Origin of the sequence: Oceanospirillum sediminis (assembly GCF_014164585.1) — a bacterium.
In the GTDB taxonomy this organism is placed as follows: domain Bacteria; phylum Pseudomonadota; class Gammaproteobacteria; order Pseudomonadales; family Halomonadaceae; genus Oceanospirillum; species Oceanospirillum sediminis.
This window is the reverse complement of the sequence record NZ_JACJFM010000044.1, coordinates 21,864-39,761: the sequence shown is the minus strand read 5'-3', so window position 1 is coordinate 39,761 and position 17,898 is coordinate 21,864. Positions and strand designations below refer to the sequence as shown.

The window sequence follows — 17,898 nt, the reverse complement described above, 5'->3', positions numbered from 1 at the left end:
AAATGCTGTCTCGACAACTGCTATTTTACCGTAATCCCCAGAGGTTAAGCTCTCCAGCCCCTTCCGTTTTTTTAAACCGGACAGCAGTGATGGCTCATATCAGTTGCTTAATTTCGACGAAACAAATAATATTGATAAAAGTTCTCATTAGCACTATTAACAACAAACCCACTCCAATTCAGGTTGCAGGAATAACCATGCAAAAAAGAACTCTGGCCTTAGCGATCGCACTGACAGTTGGTATGACTGGCTGTAAAACGATGCAATCTTCTGAACTGACGGGCACTCCGGAAGAACAGGTTGTTCAGAACTATGCCAATATTGCTCACGCAACATTTGATGATGCATATCTGACGGCTGTTGATCTGCAGAAATCTGTTAATCAGTTCATTGCCAGCCCGAGTGCTGAAGGGCTGGAACAGCTGAAAGCAAAATGGAAAGTCGCTCGTGAACCATACCAGCAGAGTGAAGTGTTCCGTTTTGGTAACGCCGTTGTTGACGACTGGGAAGGTCAGCTGAATGCATGGCCTCTGGATGAAGGTCTGATCGATTACGTTGATGGTGGTTACTACCAGCATGAACTGGGCAATCCGGGTGCAGAGCTGAACATTATCTCCAGCAAACAGGTTAAACTGGGTTCTGAAACTCTGGATCTGACCAGCATCACTGCGGATAAACTGGCCTCGCTGAATGAGCTGGGTGGTTCTGAAGCAAACGTTGCAACCGGTTACCACGCGATTGAATTCCTGCTGTGGGGCCAGGATCTGAATGGCACAAACACCGGTGCCGGTGAACGTCCATACACGGACTTCGTTCAGGGTGCAGGCTGTACCGGTGGTAACTGTGACCGTCGCGCACAATACCTGAAAGCAGCCACTAATCTGCTGGTAGCAGATCTGGAGTGGATGCGTGATCAGTGGTCTGCAGGCAAGTCCGGTAACTACCGTGCAGAACTGCTGGCAGATGCACCTGAACAGGGCCTGCGTAAGATGCTTTATGGCATGGGTAGCCTGTCTCTGGGTGAACTGGCTGGTGAGCGTATCAAAGTCGCTCTGGAAGCTAACTCTACTGAAGACGAACACGATTGTTTCTCAGACAACACTCACTACTCCCATTACTTCAATGCCAAAGGCATTCAGAATGTATACCTGGGTCAGTACAAACGTGTTGATGGTTCCATGGTTAACGGCATCAGTCTGAGTGATCTGGTGAAAGCCAAAGATGCGTCTCTGGATAAGATGACTCGTCAGCAGCTGGCTAACACGGATAGCTCTTTGCAGAAGATTGTTGATCTGGCAGAAGGTCCTCAGCAGATTAAGTTCGACATGATGATCGCTGCCGGTAACCAGCAGGGTGAAGCGATGCTGAACAATACCATCGAATCTCTGGTTAAACAGACCCGTTACATTGAGCAGGTTGCTACCACACTGAATGTTGACGCTCTGAACCCGGATACTGCAGATCACGAGTTTTAATATTCGTGACTGATCTGAGTCATTCAAAGAAGAGCCGTAAAGGCCATCAGTGCCGTATCTCGGATACGGCCTCTCTGACATCGTTGTCAGAGCTCAGGGATGAGGGATAAAAGCTGAAAACATAGCATCCAGGGAGTGGATGAATTTCAAACGGCCTGCGGGCCGTTTGTGCGTTATGGACCTGGAAAAACTTGATGGATATCAATTTATGTCATCGAAGACTAATATAAAGCCTGCAACTTCTTCATTACTCACCACAGGTGTTCTGCTTTCTGGCCTGCTGGGTAGCCTCTCTGCGACAGCCAGTACTGATATCAACAAACAGGACCCCAGAATGGGCGGCGCGACGACGGTCAAACAAAATGACCGCAATGCTTTCTCCCGGCCCGCAGCTAACCTGCCACCTATGCGCCAACTGGACTTTAAAGTCGGCAACAGTTTCTTCAAAGCCCCCTGGGTTATGGCTCCAGCCAGTACGACGGCCCGTGACGGTCTGGGACCACTGTTTAACACCAATGCCTGTCAGAATTGCCATATTAAAGATGGTCGTGGTGTTGTGCCTGCAATCAATCATGAACTGGCTGCTGGTACAGAAGCCGCCGTCAGTCTGTTCCTTCGCCTGAGTCGCCCGGCAGAAACAGAAGAAGAAAAGCAGCAACAGGCTAAGTTTGGCCCGCTGAACGATCCGATTTATGGTGGGCAATTACAGAATTTTGCAACCACACGCATCACGCCTGAAGGCGAAATGCGGCTAAGCTACAGCACGCGTACCGTGAACTATCCGGATGGCAGCACAACAGAATTGCGTGTACCGCACTATGAGCTAATTAATCTGGCATACGGCAAAGCGGCTGACGGTCTTGAGATATCCCCTCGTATCGCGCCACAAATGATTGGTCTGGGTCTGCTGGAACTGCTGAAAGAAGATGAAATTCTGGCAAATGCGGACCCGGAAGATAAAAATGGCGACGGCATTTCCGGTAAGGCCAACAGAGTCTGGGACCCGATCACAGAAAGTACTCAGCTGGGTCGCTTCGGCTGGAAAGCCGGTCAGTCAGGTCTTAAACAGCAAAACGCCGGAGCCTTTGCCGGTGATATGGGTCTGACCAGTCCTCTGCATGCTGGCACCGATTGTACTGATACCCAGCCTTGCGAGCTGAGCGCTTCCGGCGGTGAACCGGAAGTCACAGAAAAAACGCTGAACCATGTTACCTTCTATACTCAGCATCTTGCAGTTCCTGCACAAAGGGATCATAACCATCCAGATGTAGAGGCCGGTTATGGTCTGTTTAACCAGGTGGGTTGTCAGCAGTGCCATACCGAAAAATGGGTCACAGGCTCTGCTGCTGACCGTCCAGAACTGTCTGACCAGAAGATTCGCCCGTTTACTGACATGCTGTTACATGATATGGGTGAAGACCTGGCTGATCACCGCCCGGAATTTCTCGCCGATGGTCGTGAATGGCGAACCGCTCCGCTCTGGGGTATGAGTCTGAATAAAGTGGTCACAGGTCAGGAAAACTACCTGCATGATGGTCGGGCACGTACAATAGAAGAAGCCATTCTCTGGCATGGCGGTGAAGCCGAACAGATTAAACAGAACTTTATGCAACTGAGCGCACAAGAACGCAAACAGATGCTGCACTTCCTGGAGTCAATTTAATGCAGGGAACACTCTCTTTTGCCGTAACAGGTGTACTATCCACATTACTGTCAGCTCCTCTGTGGGCTGCCAGCAGTGAGATACCGTTTGACTATGATGCCTTTATTATCAGTACTGAAAATACCCAGTCTGAGCACATGAAACAACTGATTGCCGATAATCAGCAATTCAGCTCCACTGTTGTTCAGGCCTGCGACAATATTCAGGAACAGAACACACCACTGACTGAGTGGCAGGCACTGGGCAAACTTCAGAAGCAGTGGCGTAACAGCGCCCGACAGTGGCAACGTATTCAGGTGTTCCCTCTGGGGCCTAATGTGGACACCACAGTACGCCTGAACATCACTTTCTGGCCGGATAAGAAGAATCTGGTCGAACGTAAAATGCGTGCGATGGTACAACAGGGCACTCAGCCGGATATTCATCAAGGTGGTATTGCAGTACAAGGCATGGCCGCTAGCGAATACCTGTTATTTGATCCGGGCTATCTGCAACGCTCCAGTGTTCACCAAACCTGTCCGTCTCTGGTGGCAATCAGCCAGCAGAGCCTGAAAAACAGTGAAGCCCTGCTGACACGGTGGCAGGAAAGTGAGTTTCTGGCTCACTGGCATGATGCAGGCCTGGGTAATGAAACCTTTGCCAGTACAACACAGGCCGCCGGTTATCTTCTGGCCGGACTGGCTCAAAGTGCAGAGGTGATTGCCAAAGATAAGATTTATAAACCATTTCGTCTCAATAAAGACAAAGCAAACAGTAATCTGTATCTGGCAGAAAACTGGCGCAGCGGCCTGAGCCTGGACAATATGCAGCAGAACCTGGCAGATATTGATCAAATGTACCACGGTACGGATGGCAAGAATGGCCCCCATCAGTTACTACTGAGAAAGGGTTTTGCTGATGAAGCGACAGCGATCAGCGAACAGTTACAAAACGTTCGCCGTCAGCTGAGCCAGCTGGCAGACTATGGCGATCAGACCTTTGTATCAACAGAAGCACGGAATCTGGCAAAAGCTATCTATCTGGATATTAAAAAGCTGGAACAAGCGCTGAAAAAACCGCTGGTACATTTTGATCTGGCTCAGACCTTTAACTCCCGGGATGGAGATTAAGGTATGAGATCATCAGATAACGAGACATCGGGTCTTTTACTATCTGATAACAGAAGCACACAGAGTAGTGAAATAAACGCACCAACCGGCTTATCAGCATCGTCTGATCCGGGTCGTCGCCGTTTTTTGCTACAGTCAGCCTCCCTGGCGGGGCTGGCTGTTTCTGTTTCAGGTTGCACGCTTTTTAATACATCATCAAACACAACGCTTACCGATCCGGCAGCTTCCGGCAATATTGCAGATCCAGCCAGTATCCGTCTGGCCAGCAGTGTCAAAACAGAAACAATGGGACATCAGCTATTACAACTGCAGCAATCCCCTCAGATGCTGCCAAGCCAGTGGAGAGGGCACCAGGTCGCTATGTCACCGGATGGCCGTTATCTGGTTTCGGTCGCCCGCCGGCCTGGCAGGCAGCTATTAGTTCAGGATTTATCTACTCAGCGTCACTGGTTTGTTAATGCCAATGAAGGGCGGCATTTTTATGGTCATGGCATCTTCTCTGCCGATGGCAGTCTGCTGTACTGTCCGGAAAATGACTATGACAATGCTGAAGGAAAAATTGGCATATATTCCGTCCATCAGGGTTTTAAAAAGCTGAAAGAGTGGTCATCCTATGGCACTGGCCCTCATCAGATCGCGTGGCTGAAACATCAGGGGGACACTCTGCTGGTAGTAGCTAACGGGGGTATAGAAACCCATCCGGATTATCCCCGCATTAAGCTGAATCTGGATATCATGCAGCCGAATATCAGCTATCTGAACCTTGAGGGTCAACTGGCCGACCAGGCCACACCACCTCATCACCAGCTTTCTCTGAGGCACCTGGATACCTCCAGCGATGGCCGGGTATGGGTAGGCGCTCAGTATCAGGGTGAAATTTATGAAAGCCCGAACCTGGTCTACAATCATGCCCCAGGAGAATCAGATCTGACAGCCGTCAAAGCCGAAGATGCACTCTGGCCAGGCTTAAAAGCCTACATTGCCAGTGTCAGCTGCCATAGTACTGCTGACAGCGTATGTGTCACAGCCCCCAGAGATAACAAGGTAACCTTCTGGCAGCGTTCAAGTGGACAAATGATAAGGACTATGTCACTGGCAGATTGCGCCGGAGTCTGTGCTCACCCCATACTGCCGGTATATTATGTCAGCAGTGGTGACGGCACCCTTGCAGCCTTTGATGCCAACAATGGTGATTTACTGTGGCAAAAGCAGTTTGAAGGGATTCACTGGGACAACCATCTGACCTGGGCGAGTTAAACGGATTTATTCTGATTGGTAAACCTGGGATTTAAATCGTACAGCCGCCTCTGTTAGTCCTGTCTGAGTACTGACAGAGGCTGGTTTCAGGGTGAAGAAGCCATAATATCTTTAGCATTTTTATGCTCCCATTTTTCCTTCACCGCCAGAATATCCGGCAGAACCTGCTGGAAAAGCTCAACCATTTCAGGATCAAAGTGATTACCCGCCCCCTTTTTAATCTCTTCAATTGCCTCTTCAACGCTCCAGGCATCCTTATATGGCCGCTTCATGGTTAACGCATCGAAAACATCCGCAATAGCAACAATACGAGCAGATTCGGGAATATCATCACCCGATAAGCCATTCGGATACCCGCTTCCATCCCAACGCTCATGATGATAACGGGCTATTTCAGCTGCCAGTTTAAATATCTCGCTGTCACACATACTGAGAATCTCATAGCCGATCTCGGAATGCCCCTGCATAATTGCCCACTCTTCAGCAGATAGTTTTCGTGGTGCTTTCAGAATAGCATCTGGAGTCCCTATTTTACCGGTATCATGCATAGGAGCCGCCAACAAAAGCCACTCTGTTTTTTCCTTTGGCCAGCCATATGCCTCCGCCAGCACAGCCGCATAGTCAGCCATGCGCCAGATATGATCTCCGGTGTCCGTATCATTGTAATGCCCGGCTTCACCCAGCATATAAATGGCCGCTTTCTGGCTGCGCTCCAGCTCCTGTGCTCTGACCATTGAAAGATGTATCTTAACCCGACGCAGCACTATGGGTGCAGAGACAGGTTTATGAATATAATCCACAGCTCCCACATCGAAACCTCTGGCTTCATCATCAGTATCACTCATTGCCGAAACAAAAATCACCGGAATGTCGCTGGTTTTCGGGTTCAGTTTAAGCTGCTCACACACTTCATAACCGCTCAAATCCGGCATCATAATATCCAGCAGAATCAGATCAGGATTATGAACAGGCGCTACTTCAAGACATTTTTTGCCATTATTCGCAAAAATAAGCTGATAGTGCTCTTTAAGAATTTGTCTCAGAACCTGCAGATTATTAGGTTCATCATCCACAATCAGAATTTTTTTCATAAAAATATCCTATTCCAGAGGTAGCTTAAGCTTGTCCATTAACTCTTGTACCCTCTGATTAGCCAGATCGAAGTCAAAATCATCTACGGCTTGCTGAACCGGGGCCAGTTCAGAATATGGCAAATAACGACAGGCTTCCTGTATAACAGGGTAGACCAGGTCAGGGTTCAGTTCTGACAGAAGGCGATTAAGCTGTGTCAGTAAACCTGATATTTTAGCTTCATCGAATACTTCTAATGCAATATTATTCTCATCCTGAGGAAGCATCAACTGGTTAACAGCGACTGCAGCCCGGTCCAGTTCATGACGTAAAGCACCTAATCGGGATAGCGCTTTATCCCTGCGACTGGCCTTGAGACAGTTATCAATCTCAATGGCCAGTTCGGTAATAGTGCCAAATTTCAGGTTGCCAGCCAGCCCTTTCAAATTATGGACAATAAGTCTGGCGGGTTGATTATCCTCCGGAAGATCATGCAATGCCTCAGCAATTAAATCAGGGTCCTGACTACGTTCATTACAGAACTTCAACAGAGCATTAGCGTATATGGCATGATCCTGCCAGGTTTGCAGGCCTTCATTCACATCAACACAATGCTTTACCGGTGAAAAATCAATCTGTGTGCCATCAACCAGATTAATCTGATGTAAACTATTTTTCTTACCGTAACCGTCCGGAATCAGCTCCTCCATATCAAGAAACAGTTTCCTGAAATCAATAGGTTTAGCCTCTACTCTGTCCATACCGGATTCCCGGCATTGCTGATGATCTTCAGTCATCACACTAGCTGTCAGCGCCATAATAGGAATATGTTCGGTACTGCCTTCTTCCAATTGACGAATGACACGGGTCGCTTCCCGCCCATCCATCTCTGGCATCATGACATCCATCAGAATCAGATCAAATCCTGGTTCTGTATTTCTGAATGCCTCAACAGCTTCCAGGCCATTTTTCACCCAACAAACGGTATGCCCCATATGTTCCAGACGTAAAGTCACCAGCTGAGCATTTGTTTCTATATCTTCTGCCAGAAGAATATGGAAAGTCCGTGGGGAAACATATTCGTCATGATGGGAAGTATCATTATCAAACAGGCACTCATCTTCCGGAGATGCCGGAAGCATCCTGCAAGTAAAAATAAACTCAGAACCGACTCCCGGAGTACTATTAACAGAAATATTGCCAGCCATTAACTCAACAATCTGTTTACTGATCGCCGTACCTAAACCGGTACCGCCAAAGCGCCTCGTTGTACTGGTATCAGCCTGAGTAAAAGGCTCAAATATATGCTGACACTGTTGTGAAGACATGCCAATCCCGGTATCCTGGATACTGAATAACAGGCTATCGTCCTGATTGGGCTCTTTTTTAATACATACACGGATATACCCTTTTTCAGTAAATTTGATGGCATTACTGACCAGATTAAGAATCACCTGACGCAAGCGGGTCGGATCACCGATATAACGTTCCTGTAAACTATTCTCTACTTCCAGAAACAATCTCAGATTTTTTTCCTGAGCTTGCATCTCAACCGTTTTCAGCGCTTCCGCAACAGCATTAGGTAAATGGAATGCCACTTCTTCTAATGCAAATTTTCCGCTTTCCAGTTTAGAGACATCCAGAATGTCGTTAATGATTGTCAATAAAGATCTGGCCGACCTGAGAATGGTATTGACTTGTTGGCGAGTGTTGTCCTGAATTGCAGTATCCATAAGCAGCACTTCGGAGAAACCTATGATGGCATTCATTGGCGTGCGAATTTCATGGCTCATATTCGCAACAAATGATGACTTTGTTCTGGCACCGGCTTCTGCCGCATCTCTGGCCTGTTCCAGCTCTTCAGTTCTCTTCCTGACCGTCTCTTCCAGGTTATCTTTATAGTCCTGTAATGCCTTTTCGTTCTGCTTGCGTTCAGAGATGTCCGTCACTACTCCGACATAAAGATGCTGATCATCTACAGACATATCGCCTACGGCCAGATGTACGGGGAACTTAGTTCCATCCTGACGCAGTGCAATCAGCTCTTTCCCCTGCCCGATAATGCCGATATTGCCTGTTTGTCTATAATGCTGAAAGTAGTCTCTATTCTGTCGGGCATCATAATCAGGTATCAATAAACTGATATTCTGTTGCACAATATCCTGTTCAGAAAAACCAAAAATATTCTCTGCCGCCTGGTTAAAGTGGCAAATTCTGCCTTCAGCATCTGTAATCATAATTCCGCTGGGTGATGTTTCAAATACGGCTTTATTTAAGGCACTCTCCCTTTCCAGAGTGTTATAAGTCTGATCCAGCGTTTCAGCCATATCATTAAAATTGACAGCCGTTCTGGACAGTTCATCGTCACCGGAAACAGGAATACGATATTCTCTGTTACCAGAAGCCAGGGCCTGAGCACCTTTAACCAGAGCAGATATTCTACTGTTCAGGTAACGGCTGAATAACAAAGTAAAGGCCAGTGTAATCCCAAGAGCAGCAGATGAAATAATCAGTAGCAAGCGTCTGGCATTCTGATCAGACTGGTAAGCAAAGCTCGTATCCAGGCCAATTTCAACGCGGCCGTAATCGATGCCACTTTCAATAATTTCAGCAAAACTATCAAACACAGGGTCAGACAGATCAAAAATATTGTCATCTGGAATAAATTGCTCCGGCGGAGCGCCTCCAACCGCCAGAACTCTGTCATCCTGATCGAGAATACGGACATACTGCATACCGGGCTGGAGCATAATATCCTGTACATAGGCAGTGAGAGTGGCCAGGTCATAGGACAGAACACTGTCTTTAGCCAGCGTTGCTAACAGTTGAGTCGTTGCCTCAGCCCTGCGTGTCAACCCTTCGTTATTGGCCTGACTAAGCGTACTCAGATTCAGGTAGAAAAGAACGATCAGCACCAGACTCTGAATGGCCAGTAACCCAACAGTAATTTTTGTTCTGAATGACAGTCGGAGCATTTGGTTCATACACAACCCCGGAATCCTGAGTCCGTTACAGTAATCAGAATGTTGTCTCAAACACAGTCAATCTGCTCCCGTATTATCCGGAAGCACGTTGTTGTTTCAGCGCCAGTACTTCTTCTTTTAAAGCATCAAAATCAAAATTATTAATATATTCTGTCATTCGCTGATAACAGTTCTGATCACAGTTTCCATTTAACTGATCCAACAGAGGAATAACGGTATCAGGGTTCAAATCATCAGCAGCCGTTAACAGTTCATCAAGTAAACTATCCAGCTGCTCTCTGGTTAATGAACCTTCGCTCTGCCCGGATACTTCAGGCATCTCAGATCCGGGCTTCAATGGCTCCAGAATCAGTCTGAATCTGTTCATAGCCTGATCAAGTTCATAACAGAACCCCCGAACATCAGATAACTTTTCTGCTTTAAGGTCTCTGTCCAGCCGCACACTAATGTCTGACAACTCGGCCAGATAAAGATTACCTGCCAGCCCTTTCAGAGCATGGGCAACCTTTCCTGCTGTAGAGATATCCGGGGGGGACTGTTCCAGCAATGCCAGAATACGGCTGGCATCATCAGCCCTCTGTGTCAGAAAATTAAACATGGATTTAAGGTAAATATCCGGATCTCCCCAGGTCTTTAATCCTTTATTGTAATCAACAATATCTGTCTGCTGATGCAGGTAATCAGTCATCTCCTTATTATCTGGTTCGTCTAATATTATGGAATCAACGACCTTTGCGTCAGCATGATTTCTGAACTTTCCTCTCCCTTCTGGTACCAGCTTTTCCATCTGCAGAAACAGTTCATTGAAATCTACAGGCTTACCAACAATGGCATCCATACCTACTTCCTGGCAGTTCTCTCTGTCTTCTTTTAATATACTGGCCGTCAGCGCAATGATCGGAACCCGATGAAAGTCATCGCCATGATGCTCTGCAGTGAGTTCCCCTATCTTTTCATACATACGAATCAATCTGGAAGCTTCCAGACCATCCATCTCTGGCATCTGAACATCCATCAGCACCAGATCAAAATCTTGTTGTGTCACCGTTGCAACAGCCTGCTTACCATCTTCAACCCAGGTGACCTGATGTCCCTGCTGTTTAAGCCTCAACATCGCAAGATCAGCATTAGTGGCCAGGTCTTCAGCTAAAAGTACATTAAACGCTCTGGGCGAGCGATAATTATGCAGCCGTGGCTCACACTCATCATATAAAGCTTCGACATCATCTGCTTCTGCTGGCAGATGAACAGTAAAATGAAAATGGCTGCCCTGATCGACTTCACTTTCAATCCAGATTCGTCCCTTCATCATTTCTACAATCTGTTTACTGATTGTTGTCCCCAGCCCCGTGCCACCAAAACGGCGATTCGTACTGGCTTCAGCCTGGGCAAATGCCTCAAAAACATAATCTTTCTGTTGTTGAGTCATACCGATCCCTGAGTCTGAAACGCAGAAATGCAGGAACCCTTCTTCTGGAGCAGGCTGGACCGATATTCTCACATAGCCTTTATCAGTAAATTTAATTGCATTGCCTGCCAGGTTAAGTACAACCTGGCGTAAGCGGGAAGGGTCACCCAATACTTTTTGAGGAACAGCCGAATCAATATCCAGCTCAAGATTCAGGCATTTTTCTGAAGCTTTAAACTCCAGAGTCTGTAAAGTATCCTGGATGGCATTGGGTAAATTAAAACAGACATTCTCCAGGGTAACCCGCCTGGCTTCAATTTTTGAAAAGTCCAGAATATCATTGATCAGGTTAAGCAGACTTTTACCAGAATTGATAATGGTTTTTACATGATGACGACTGCCTTCTTCCAGCTGTTTATCTTCATATACAAGCTCGGAATAACCGATAATCGCATTCAGAGGCGTACGTATTTCATGGCTCATATTAGCCAGAAAGTTAGCTTTGGTCTGAGCACCCTGCTCCGCTGTTTCTTTCGCTTTAATCAGCTCCTGCTCAGTCCTTTTCTGATCGGTGATATCCGTGATAAAAGCAACAAACAGATGCTGACTGTTATTACTGTCACTGAACCCGGAAGCCGTCAGATCACTGTATCCCACAGCCAGATGTACCGGGAATAAACTGCCGTCTTTTCTCTGTGCATCAACTTCTCTGCCTGTTCCGATAATACGAGGCTGACGGGTTTCAAGATAACGGGAGATAAAACCATTGTGAGTACTTTCGTTAATGCCCGGCACCAGAACAGACACATTCTGCCCCAGAATATCCGACGCTTGCCAGCCAAACATTTTTTCTGCTGCGGGATTAAATAATAAGACATCACCGAACTCATTAATCGTGATCACACCGCTGACAGCCGTATCCACGATAGCACGGACTTCCTGGGTAGCGACCGAAACCATATCCTGCAGGTGCTCTCTATGGCGATCCAGTTCCGCTTCTACCAGTTTCCTCTCAGAAATATCACTGACCATCAGGGTATAAAAAAAGGTGTTTTCCAGCTCAAATCCTCTGATAGAGATTTCTACCGGAAACAGATAGCTTTTGCTGTGTCGGCCTTCTTTCTCAATGGATGTTTCTGAAGACATATATTGCTGGAATAATGTCTTCATCTCGTCTGGTTGATCACATGAAAGCGCCGGAATAAGATTCCCGATATGTCGCCCTTCAACTTCCCCGGCAAAATAGCCAAATATTTTCTCTCCGGCGACGTTGATATTAATAATGCGTCCGGTGACATCCAGAGTAAAAATGGCATCCTGAATGGAATCCAGTAAAGCTGCATTTCTCGCCATTGTTTGCCAGGCTCGCTGCTCAGCCTGGTAACGCAAAGACACATCAGTCAGAATATAGCTATAAACCAGTACCTCCTGATGGATCATTAATGAACGGGAAACCTGAAAAACCATCTGTGCCTGATGATCCTTCTGAACAGAAATCTGAAAAGCATCACCATGTTCCAGTTCAGGAATCACATCTTTCAGAGCAACGCCCATTCCCGTTATATCAAAAATTTCCCGGGCCATTTTATTCGCCGTCAGCAAACAGCCTGCTTCATCAGTGATCAGTATGGGGTTCTGCACCTGCTCATACATGTGTTCCGCAATTACCGGAGGCTCTGCCATTCACTTATTCCAATCAGATTATATTAACTTGAATATACATTCATATTAGTTGATAAATCCGGGAAGCCAAGCGTTCATTAGTTCATACATATCATTCAGTTAACCTGACCTTTAGCTGATTGCCGAATTCAGCTACGGCTAACGCCATGTTGCAGATGTTTCCTGCAACAGAGCACTTTTGCGGATATTTGCCAGAAAACTCTGTTCATTCCCCCCTACTCACCTCCGACCTGATGAAACTTACGACGAATAACGCAACTTTCATTCAGGCAGATCCTTCATGCAAAAGCATGATCACCAGTGGTGATTCTGACCCGAGAAACGCCATCAGGAAAGCCTGCAGCAGTAACCCTGTGGCTACTTATGCTCAGATTTATTTCTGCTGACAGCACACCATCGTTTCAGCGATTACCTCATCTCTGGATTCTTTCTGTTCCAGGTACAGCAACCCCATCAGCAATAAGCTACCGATAAAAACCACGACCGCCGCAATATATAACCCGGTATCATAATGACCACTGCTCTGTGCCAGTACGCCAGTCAGTACCGGCGCCACAATTTGGGCGACACCATACGCCAGAGTCATCTTCCCCATCATCTTTGCCGGATTACTGGGGTACATACGCCCGGCCATAGTCAGTACCAGGCTGACACTGGCCATAAACGTCCCGCCAAACAATAAAGCACTGAACATAACGGTTGTCAGTGAGTTATCCAGCACCGGCAGGATAATTCCTGCAATCTGCAGCAAATAAGCCATCAGTAGCGCTTTAACATAACCAGTGCGTCTGGCAACTCTGTCCCACAAAATCACCGCCGGAGTGGCCGCCAGCCCGATCAGTAAAAATACAATCTGCCCCTGACCTGTCAGCGCTTCCTGACGCTCCACAATATCGACAATAAAAGTGGCATCCACTACATAGCCGTAACCGGCGCAAAAATACGCTGCCAGCATCAGCAGGAAAAATGTTCGGCTGGGCGGCCTGTCATCAGAGGTATCAACCGTCGCTCCGGCATTGTCCGGCCCCGGATGGGGTGACCAGAACCAGGCCGGTATCGCAAACACCGCTGCCATCACAGCAAAACCGATCCATTGTTCCTGCCAGTTCAGATCAAACGCAGACATGCCTTCTACCAGCAAAGCAGCCCCGGCAATACTGAGTCCGGCGCCAGAAAAGTGAATACCCAGCTCTCCCGGATAGCGATGTTTTATCAGCCACTTCAGAATCAGGCCGGAAGACAGAATCAGCCCTCCTGAACCACAGACACCGGCAATAAACCTGAGCACAGACCACAGAATCAGATCATCTGTCCAGGCCATCGCCACCGAGGTCAGTACAGATAACACCAGGTATAAACGCAGCAAACGATATTTGCGTTCCAGACTGTTAGTACTGGCTGCCAGCAGCACACCACACATATACCCCAGATAAATCGACGTTGCCAGCCAGCCGCCTGAGGCCTCATTCAGCCATGTTTGCTGCTGCATAACCGGCAATAACGTAGTGTAGGCAAAACGGGCCACACCTACGGTAACGATCAGGGTACAGATGCCGGAAAATAATACTCTGGCCTGGTCTGCTGTTATTTTACGCTGTCCCGTATCGCACCCCTCTTTTGGCTCATTTTCTGATAATTCAAGCTCTCTGGTTTGTGCCTGATAACTCATAGCCGCTCTCCTACTGATCTCTTCTGTCTGAAAACAGACTTGAACTGAGGTCCAAGGTTAAAAAAGTCAAAAGCACGCTACAATCGAATAATTAAGAAGATTTACTTCAAAAAAAGAGAAGTATTATGGAACTGGTTGCTCTCAGAACTTTTAAAATCATCGTGGATGAAGACGGTATAAAAGGCGCATCTGAAAAACTGCATACCGTGCAATCCAATATCTCCGCCCGTGTTCAGCGTCTGGAGAATGAACTGGGTACCCGATTATTCCGCCTGAAAGGCCGTAAACTGGAACTCACTTCTGATGGACGTATTCTTTATGATTACGCCAGTCAGATGCTCCATCTGGAAAAGCAGGCTCGCCATGCTCTGAGCATGAATGCCGGTCATTATGAGTTGGTGATAGGCACACCAGAAACCTTCGCTGCCGTGCATCTGCCCGCTATTCTGAAAAAACTGCGTAAACACTACCCTCATATTCAGCCGCGTATTCATACCGCGACCAGCGGTGAACTGATCACAGCCTTACAGAACAACCTGATCGATTGCGCTTTTGCCGGAATTCACGGCCATCGATCCGATATTCTGTCTATTCCCGTGGTGTCTGAACAAATGGTACGCGTCACTCCTAATGATCAGTGTTTTGAACCTATTATGTTTGTTCGTGGCGAGGGCTGTGGTTATCGACGAGCCGCACTGATCTGGCAGCAGGAAATGGGACTGGATAATGAACAACGCATGGTGATGAGCAGCGTCGATGGCGTTCTGGGCTGTGTCGCTGCGGGTCTGGGTTACACAGTCATAGGGCGTAATATGGTTGAAAACAGCCGCTACGAAGACTCTCTGACAGTAGAACCACTGACTGGTAGCCAGTCCCGGATACATATCTCGCTGTTTTATAAAAAAGACACCCCACTGGAAGACGGTATACAAACCCTAGCAAACCAGTTCTGCCAAAAAATATCAGATTCACCCAACAATGATTAAAACAGGGCTATTTACTATCAGCCCATCGTTTAATTTTTCCGGATTATCCAACTTTGGTGTAACCTCATCCGCTACTTTGAAGCCCTGATCGCCTGGCGATCATCTCTGATCAGATAACCCGTTATTCCTGGCATTGCCCGATAACATCAGATGTAAGGAGCTCACCTGACTATGAGCAAAACAACAGTAAAAAATGGCATCACAGCAAATCACTGGGGGCCGGGCATTGTGACAGTGGAAAATGGCCAGTTAAAAGTGCAGGGCCATCCGGACGATCCTGATCCATCAAAAATTAACGACAATATTCCAGGTGCTTTGTCCGGCCAGTCCCGTATTCGCAGACCTGCAGTAAGGGAAAGCTATCTGCGTAATGGTCCGGGGAAAACCAATGGCGAGCGAGGCAAGGAACACTTTGTTGAAGTCAGCTGGGATAAAGCTTTTGAGCTGATTACCGCTGAGTTGCAGCGGGTAAAAACAGAATATGGCAATAACGCTATTTTTGCCGGTTCTTACGGCTGGTCCAGTGCCGGACGTTTTCACCACGCTCAGGGACAGCTTAAACGCTTTCTGAACAGTATTGGCGGCTTTGTCCGCTCAGAAGGTAACTACAGCTATAACGCAGCTATAGTGCTACTGCCTTATATCGTCGGCAATTTTAACCAGCATATTAAACAGGCTACGCGCTGGACCACCGTTAAAGCAGAAGGCGAGCTGGTGGTGATGTTTGGTGGTATTCCTTTGCGTAATGCTCAGGTATCAGGAGGTGGTATTGCTCAACACAAACTTCGGGGGGATCTGCTGGCCTGTGCAGAAGCCGGGGTCGAGTTTATTAATTTCAGCCCGTTAAAAACCGATGCACTGGAAGAGCTGAATGCTGAATGGCTGGCGCCAAAGCCTGGTTCAGATACCGCGATTATGATGGCTCTGGCCCATACTCTGTTAACACACGACCTGTACGATAAAGCATTTATTGAGCGTTACAGCGTGGGTTTCGATAAAGTAGCGGATTATCTGCTAGGAAAAACAGATGGTGTGGTCAAGGATGCTCAATGGGCAGCAGAGCTATCTGATATTCCTGCTGAACGCCTTGTTGCTCTGGCCCATGAGATGACAGGTAAAAGAACCCTGATCTGTACGGCGGTCAGCCTGCAGCGTGCCGACTATGGTGAACAGCCTCTGTGGATGACAGTCCTTCTGGCCACTATGCTGGGGCAGATCGGTTTACCGGGTGGTGGCTTTGGTATGGGTTATGCTGCCGATGCCAGTATTGGCGTTGTTGACCGCCCTATTCACTGGCCATCTCTGGCCCAGGGACAAAATGATGTCAGTGCTTTTATCCCTGTGGCTATGGTGTCGGATATGCTGCTTAATCCGGGCACCCGTTATCAGTACAACGGTAAAGAGCTGACCTTCCCGAATATTAAAATGGTCTGGTGGGCTGGCGGTAATCCGTTCCATCACCATCAGGATCTGAACCGGTTACGCCAGGCTTTCCAGCAGCCAGAAACCATCATCGTTAATGAGATCAACTGGACCGCCACCGCCAAACATGCCGATATCGTACTACCGGTATCGTCGTCACTGGAACGCAATGATATTGGTGCAGGCACTCAGGACAGAGCGGTTATTCCTATGCCACAACAGATACCGGCTCAGTTTGAGTCCCGTACAGAATATGAGATTTACTGTGAACTGGAAAAACGCCTGGGATTAAACACCAGTTTCAGCAATAACATGACAGAGCAGCAATGGCTGGAAAAGATGTGGTCCAATCTAAAAATGAAAGCGGACAGAGCCGGTTATGATCTGCCAGAACTGGATCATTTCTTCCAGCAGGGAGAGATTCTTTATTTTGATGATCCGGCACCAGATGCCGTTTATCTGGAGGATTTCCGCAAAGATCCACAGGCACACGCCCTGAAAACGCCCAGCGGTAAAATTGAGTTGTATTCAGAAACAATCGCAGGTTTTAACTATCCGGATTGTCCGGGGCATCCTACCTGGATACCACCAAGAGAGTGGTTGGGAGCAGCCTCCAGTGAGCATCCATTGCATCTGATATCAGGTCAGCCCAAAACTCGCCTGCACAGCCAGTTAGATGAAGGTGCTTATTCAAAGAGTAAAAAAATTAAAGGCCGGGAGCCGGTATTAATTCATCCTGATGATGCCCGGTCACGGGGGATTTCTGATGGTGATATTGTTGTACTGCATAATCAGCGTGGGCAATGTCTGGCAGGGGCAAGAGTCACAGATACAGTCCGACCTGGTGTGGTCTTTCTCTGGACCGGAGCCTGGTACGATCCGGATCTGAATCATAGCGCCCATCAGGATCGTCATGGTAATCCTAATGTACTGACTCACGATTATCGCACTTCCAGATTGTCGCAGGGACCCGCTGCTCAGTCGGCACTGGTTGAATTAAAACGCTTTGAAGGTGAGTTACCAGAAGTTAAGGCATTTGAGCCACCCATTTCGGAAAGCCAGGACCAATAAAAACAGCTTTTAAAGTTAAGATCAGGACATCTGCAATTTTCTGTCGGATGTCCTTTTTATTCTGATTCTGATCATATCAAGCAAGTTCAACACTGACACT

General features: G+C 47.5%; 10 protein-coding genes. 6 read left to right on the top strand and 4 right to left on the bottom strand.

Features of this window, described 5'->3' with window-relative positions:
• Positions 1-197: 197 nt before the first annotated feature.
• The 4 genes from H4O21_RS21320 (at position 198) to H4O21_RS21305 (ending at position 5,504) form a co-directional block, all read left to right on the top strand.
• Complete coding sequence (locus tag H4O21_RS21320) at positions 198-1,475, top strand: imelysin family protein (protein WP_182810962.1); 1,278 nt, start codon at positions 198-200, stop codon at positions 1,473-1,475.
• A gap of 208 nt (positions 1,476-1,683) precedes the next feature.
• The gene (locus tag H4O21_RS21315; RefSeq protein WP_255487407.1) at positions 1,684-3,138 is read left to right on the top strand and encodes a di-heme oxidoreductase family protein; all 1,455 of its coding nucleotides are present in this window, start codon (positions 1,684-1,686) and stop codon (positions 3,136-3,138) included.
• The gene (locus tag H4O21_RS21310; RefSeq protein ID WP_182810960.1) at positions 3,138-4,247 is read left to right on the top strand and encodes an imelysin family protein; all 1,110 of its coding nucleotides are present in this window, start codon (positions 3,138-3,140) and stop codon (positions 4,245-4,247) included. Before H4O21_RS21315 ends, H4O21_RS21310 begins: the two co-directional genes overlap by 1 nt.
• A gap of 3 nt (positions 4,248-4,250) precedes the next feature.
• Positions 4,251-5,504 (top strand): DUF1513 domain-containing protein, encoded by a 1,254-nt coding sequence (locus H4O21_RS21305; protein WP_182810958.1) that lies wholly within the window; start codon positions 4,251-4,253, stop codon positions 5,502-5,504.
• An 86-nt stretch (positions 5,505-5,590) separates the two neighbouring features.
• Here H4O21_RS21305 and H4O21_RS21300 read toward each other — a convergent pair whose 3' ends face one another.
• From H4O21_RS21300 to H4O21_RS21285, 4 genes are all read right to left on the bottom strand, one after another.
• On the bottom strand, positions 5,591-6,595 hold the full coding sequence (locus H4O21_RS21300) for a response regulator (RefSeq protein ID WP_182810956.1): 1,005 nt from the start codon (positions 6,593-6,595) through the stop codon (positions 5,591-5,593).
• Positions 6,596-6,604: 9 nt separating this feature from the next.
• Positions 6,605-9,559, bottom strand: coding sequence for an ATP-binding protein (locus tag H4O21_RS21295; RefSeq protein ID WP_182810954.1), 2,955 nt, complete (start codon positions 9,557-9,559; stop codon positions 6,605-6,607).
• Between the two features lie 73 nt (positions 9,560-9,632).
• Positions 9,633-12,650, bottom strand: a complete 3,018-nt coding sequence (locus H4O21_RS21290; RefSeq protein ID WP_182810952.1) for a PAS domain S-box protein — start codon at positions 12,648-12,650, stop codon at positions 9,633-9,635.
• A gap of 373 nt (positions 12,651-13,023) precedes the next feature.
• Positions 13,024-14,319, bottom strand: coding sequence for a YbfB/YjiJ family MFS transporter (locus tag H4O21_RS21285; RefSeq protein ID WP_182810950.1), 1,296 nt, complete (start codon positions 14,317-14,319; stop codon positions 13,024-13,026).
• Between the two features lie 125 nt (positions 14,320-14,444).
• Here H4O21_RS21285 and H4O21_RS21280 point away from each other — a divergent pair, with 125 nt between their 5' ends.
• Both H4O21_RS21280 and H4O21_RS21275 read left to right on the top strand, forming a co-directional pair.
• On the top strand, positions 14,445-15,305 hold the full coding sequence (locus H4O21_RS21280) for a LysR family transcriptional regulator (RefSeq protein WP_182810948.1): 861 nt from the start codon (positions 14,445-14,447) through the stop codon (positions 15,303-15,305).
• Between the two features lie 171 nt (positions 15,306-15,476).
• On the top strand, positions 15,477-17,798 hold the full coding sequence (locus H4O21_RS21275; protein ID WP_182810946.1) for a molybdopterin-dependent oxidoreductase: 2,322 nt from the start codon (positions 15,477-15,479) through the stop codon (positions 17,796-17,798).
• The last annotated feature ends 100 nt before the right edge of the window (positions 17,799-17,898 follow it).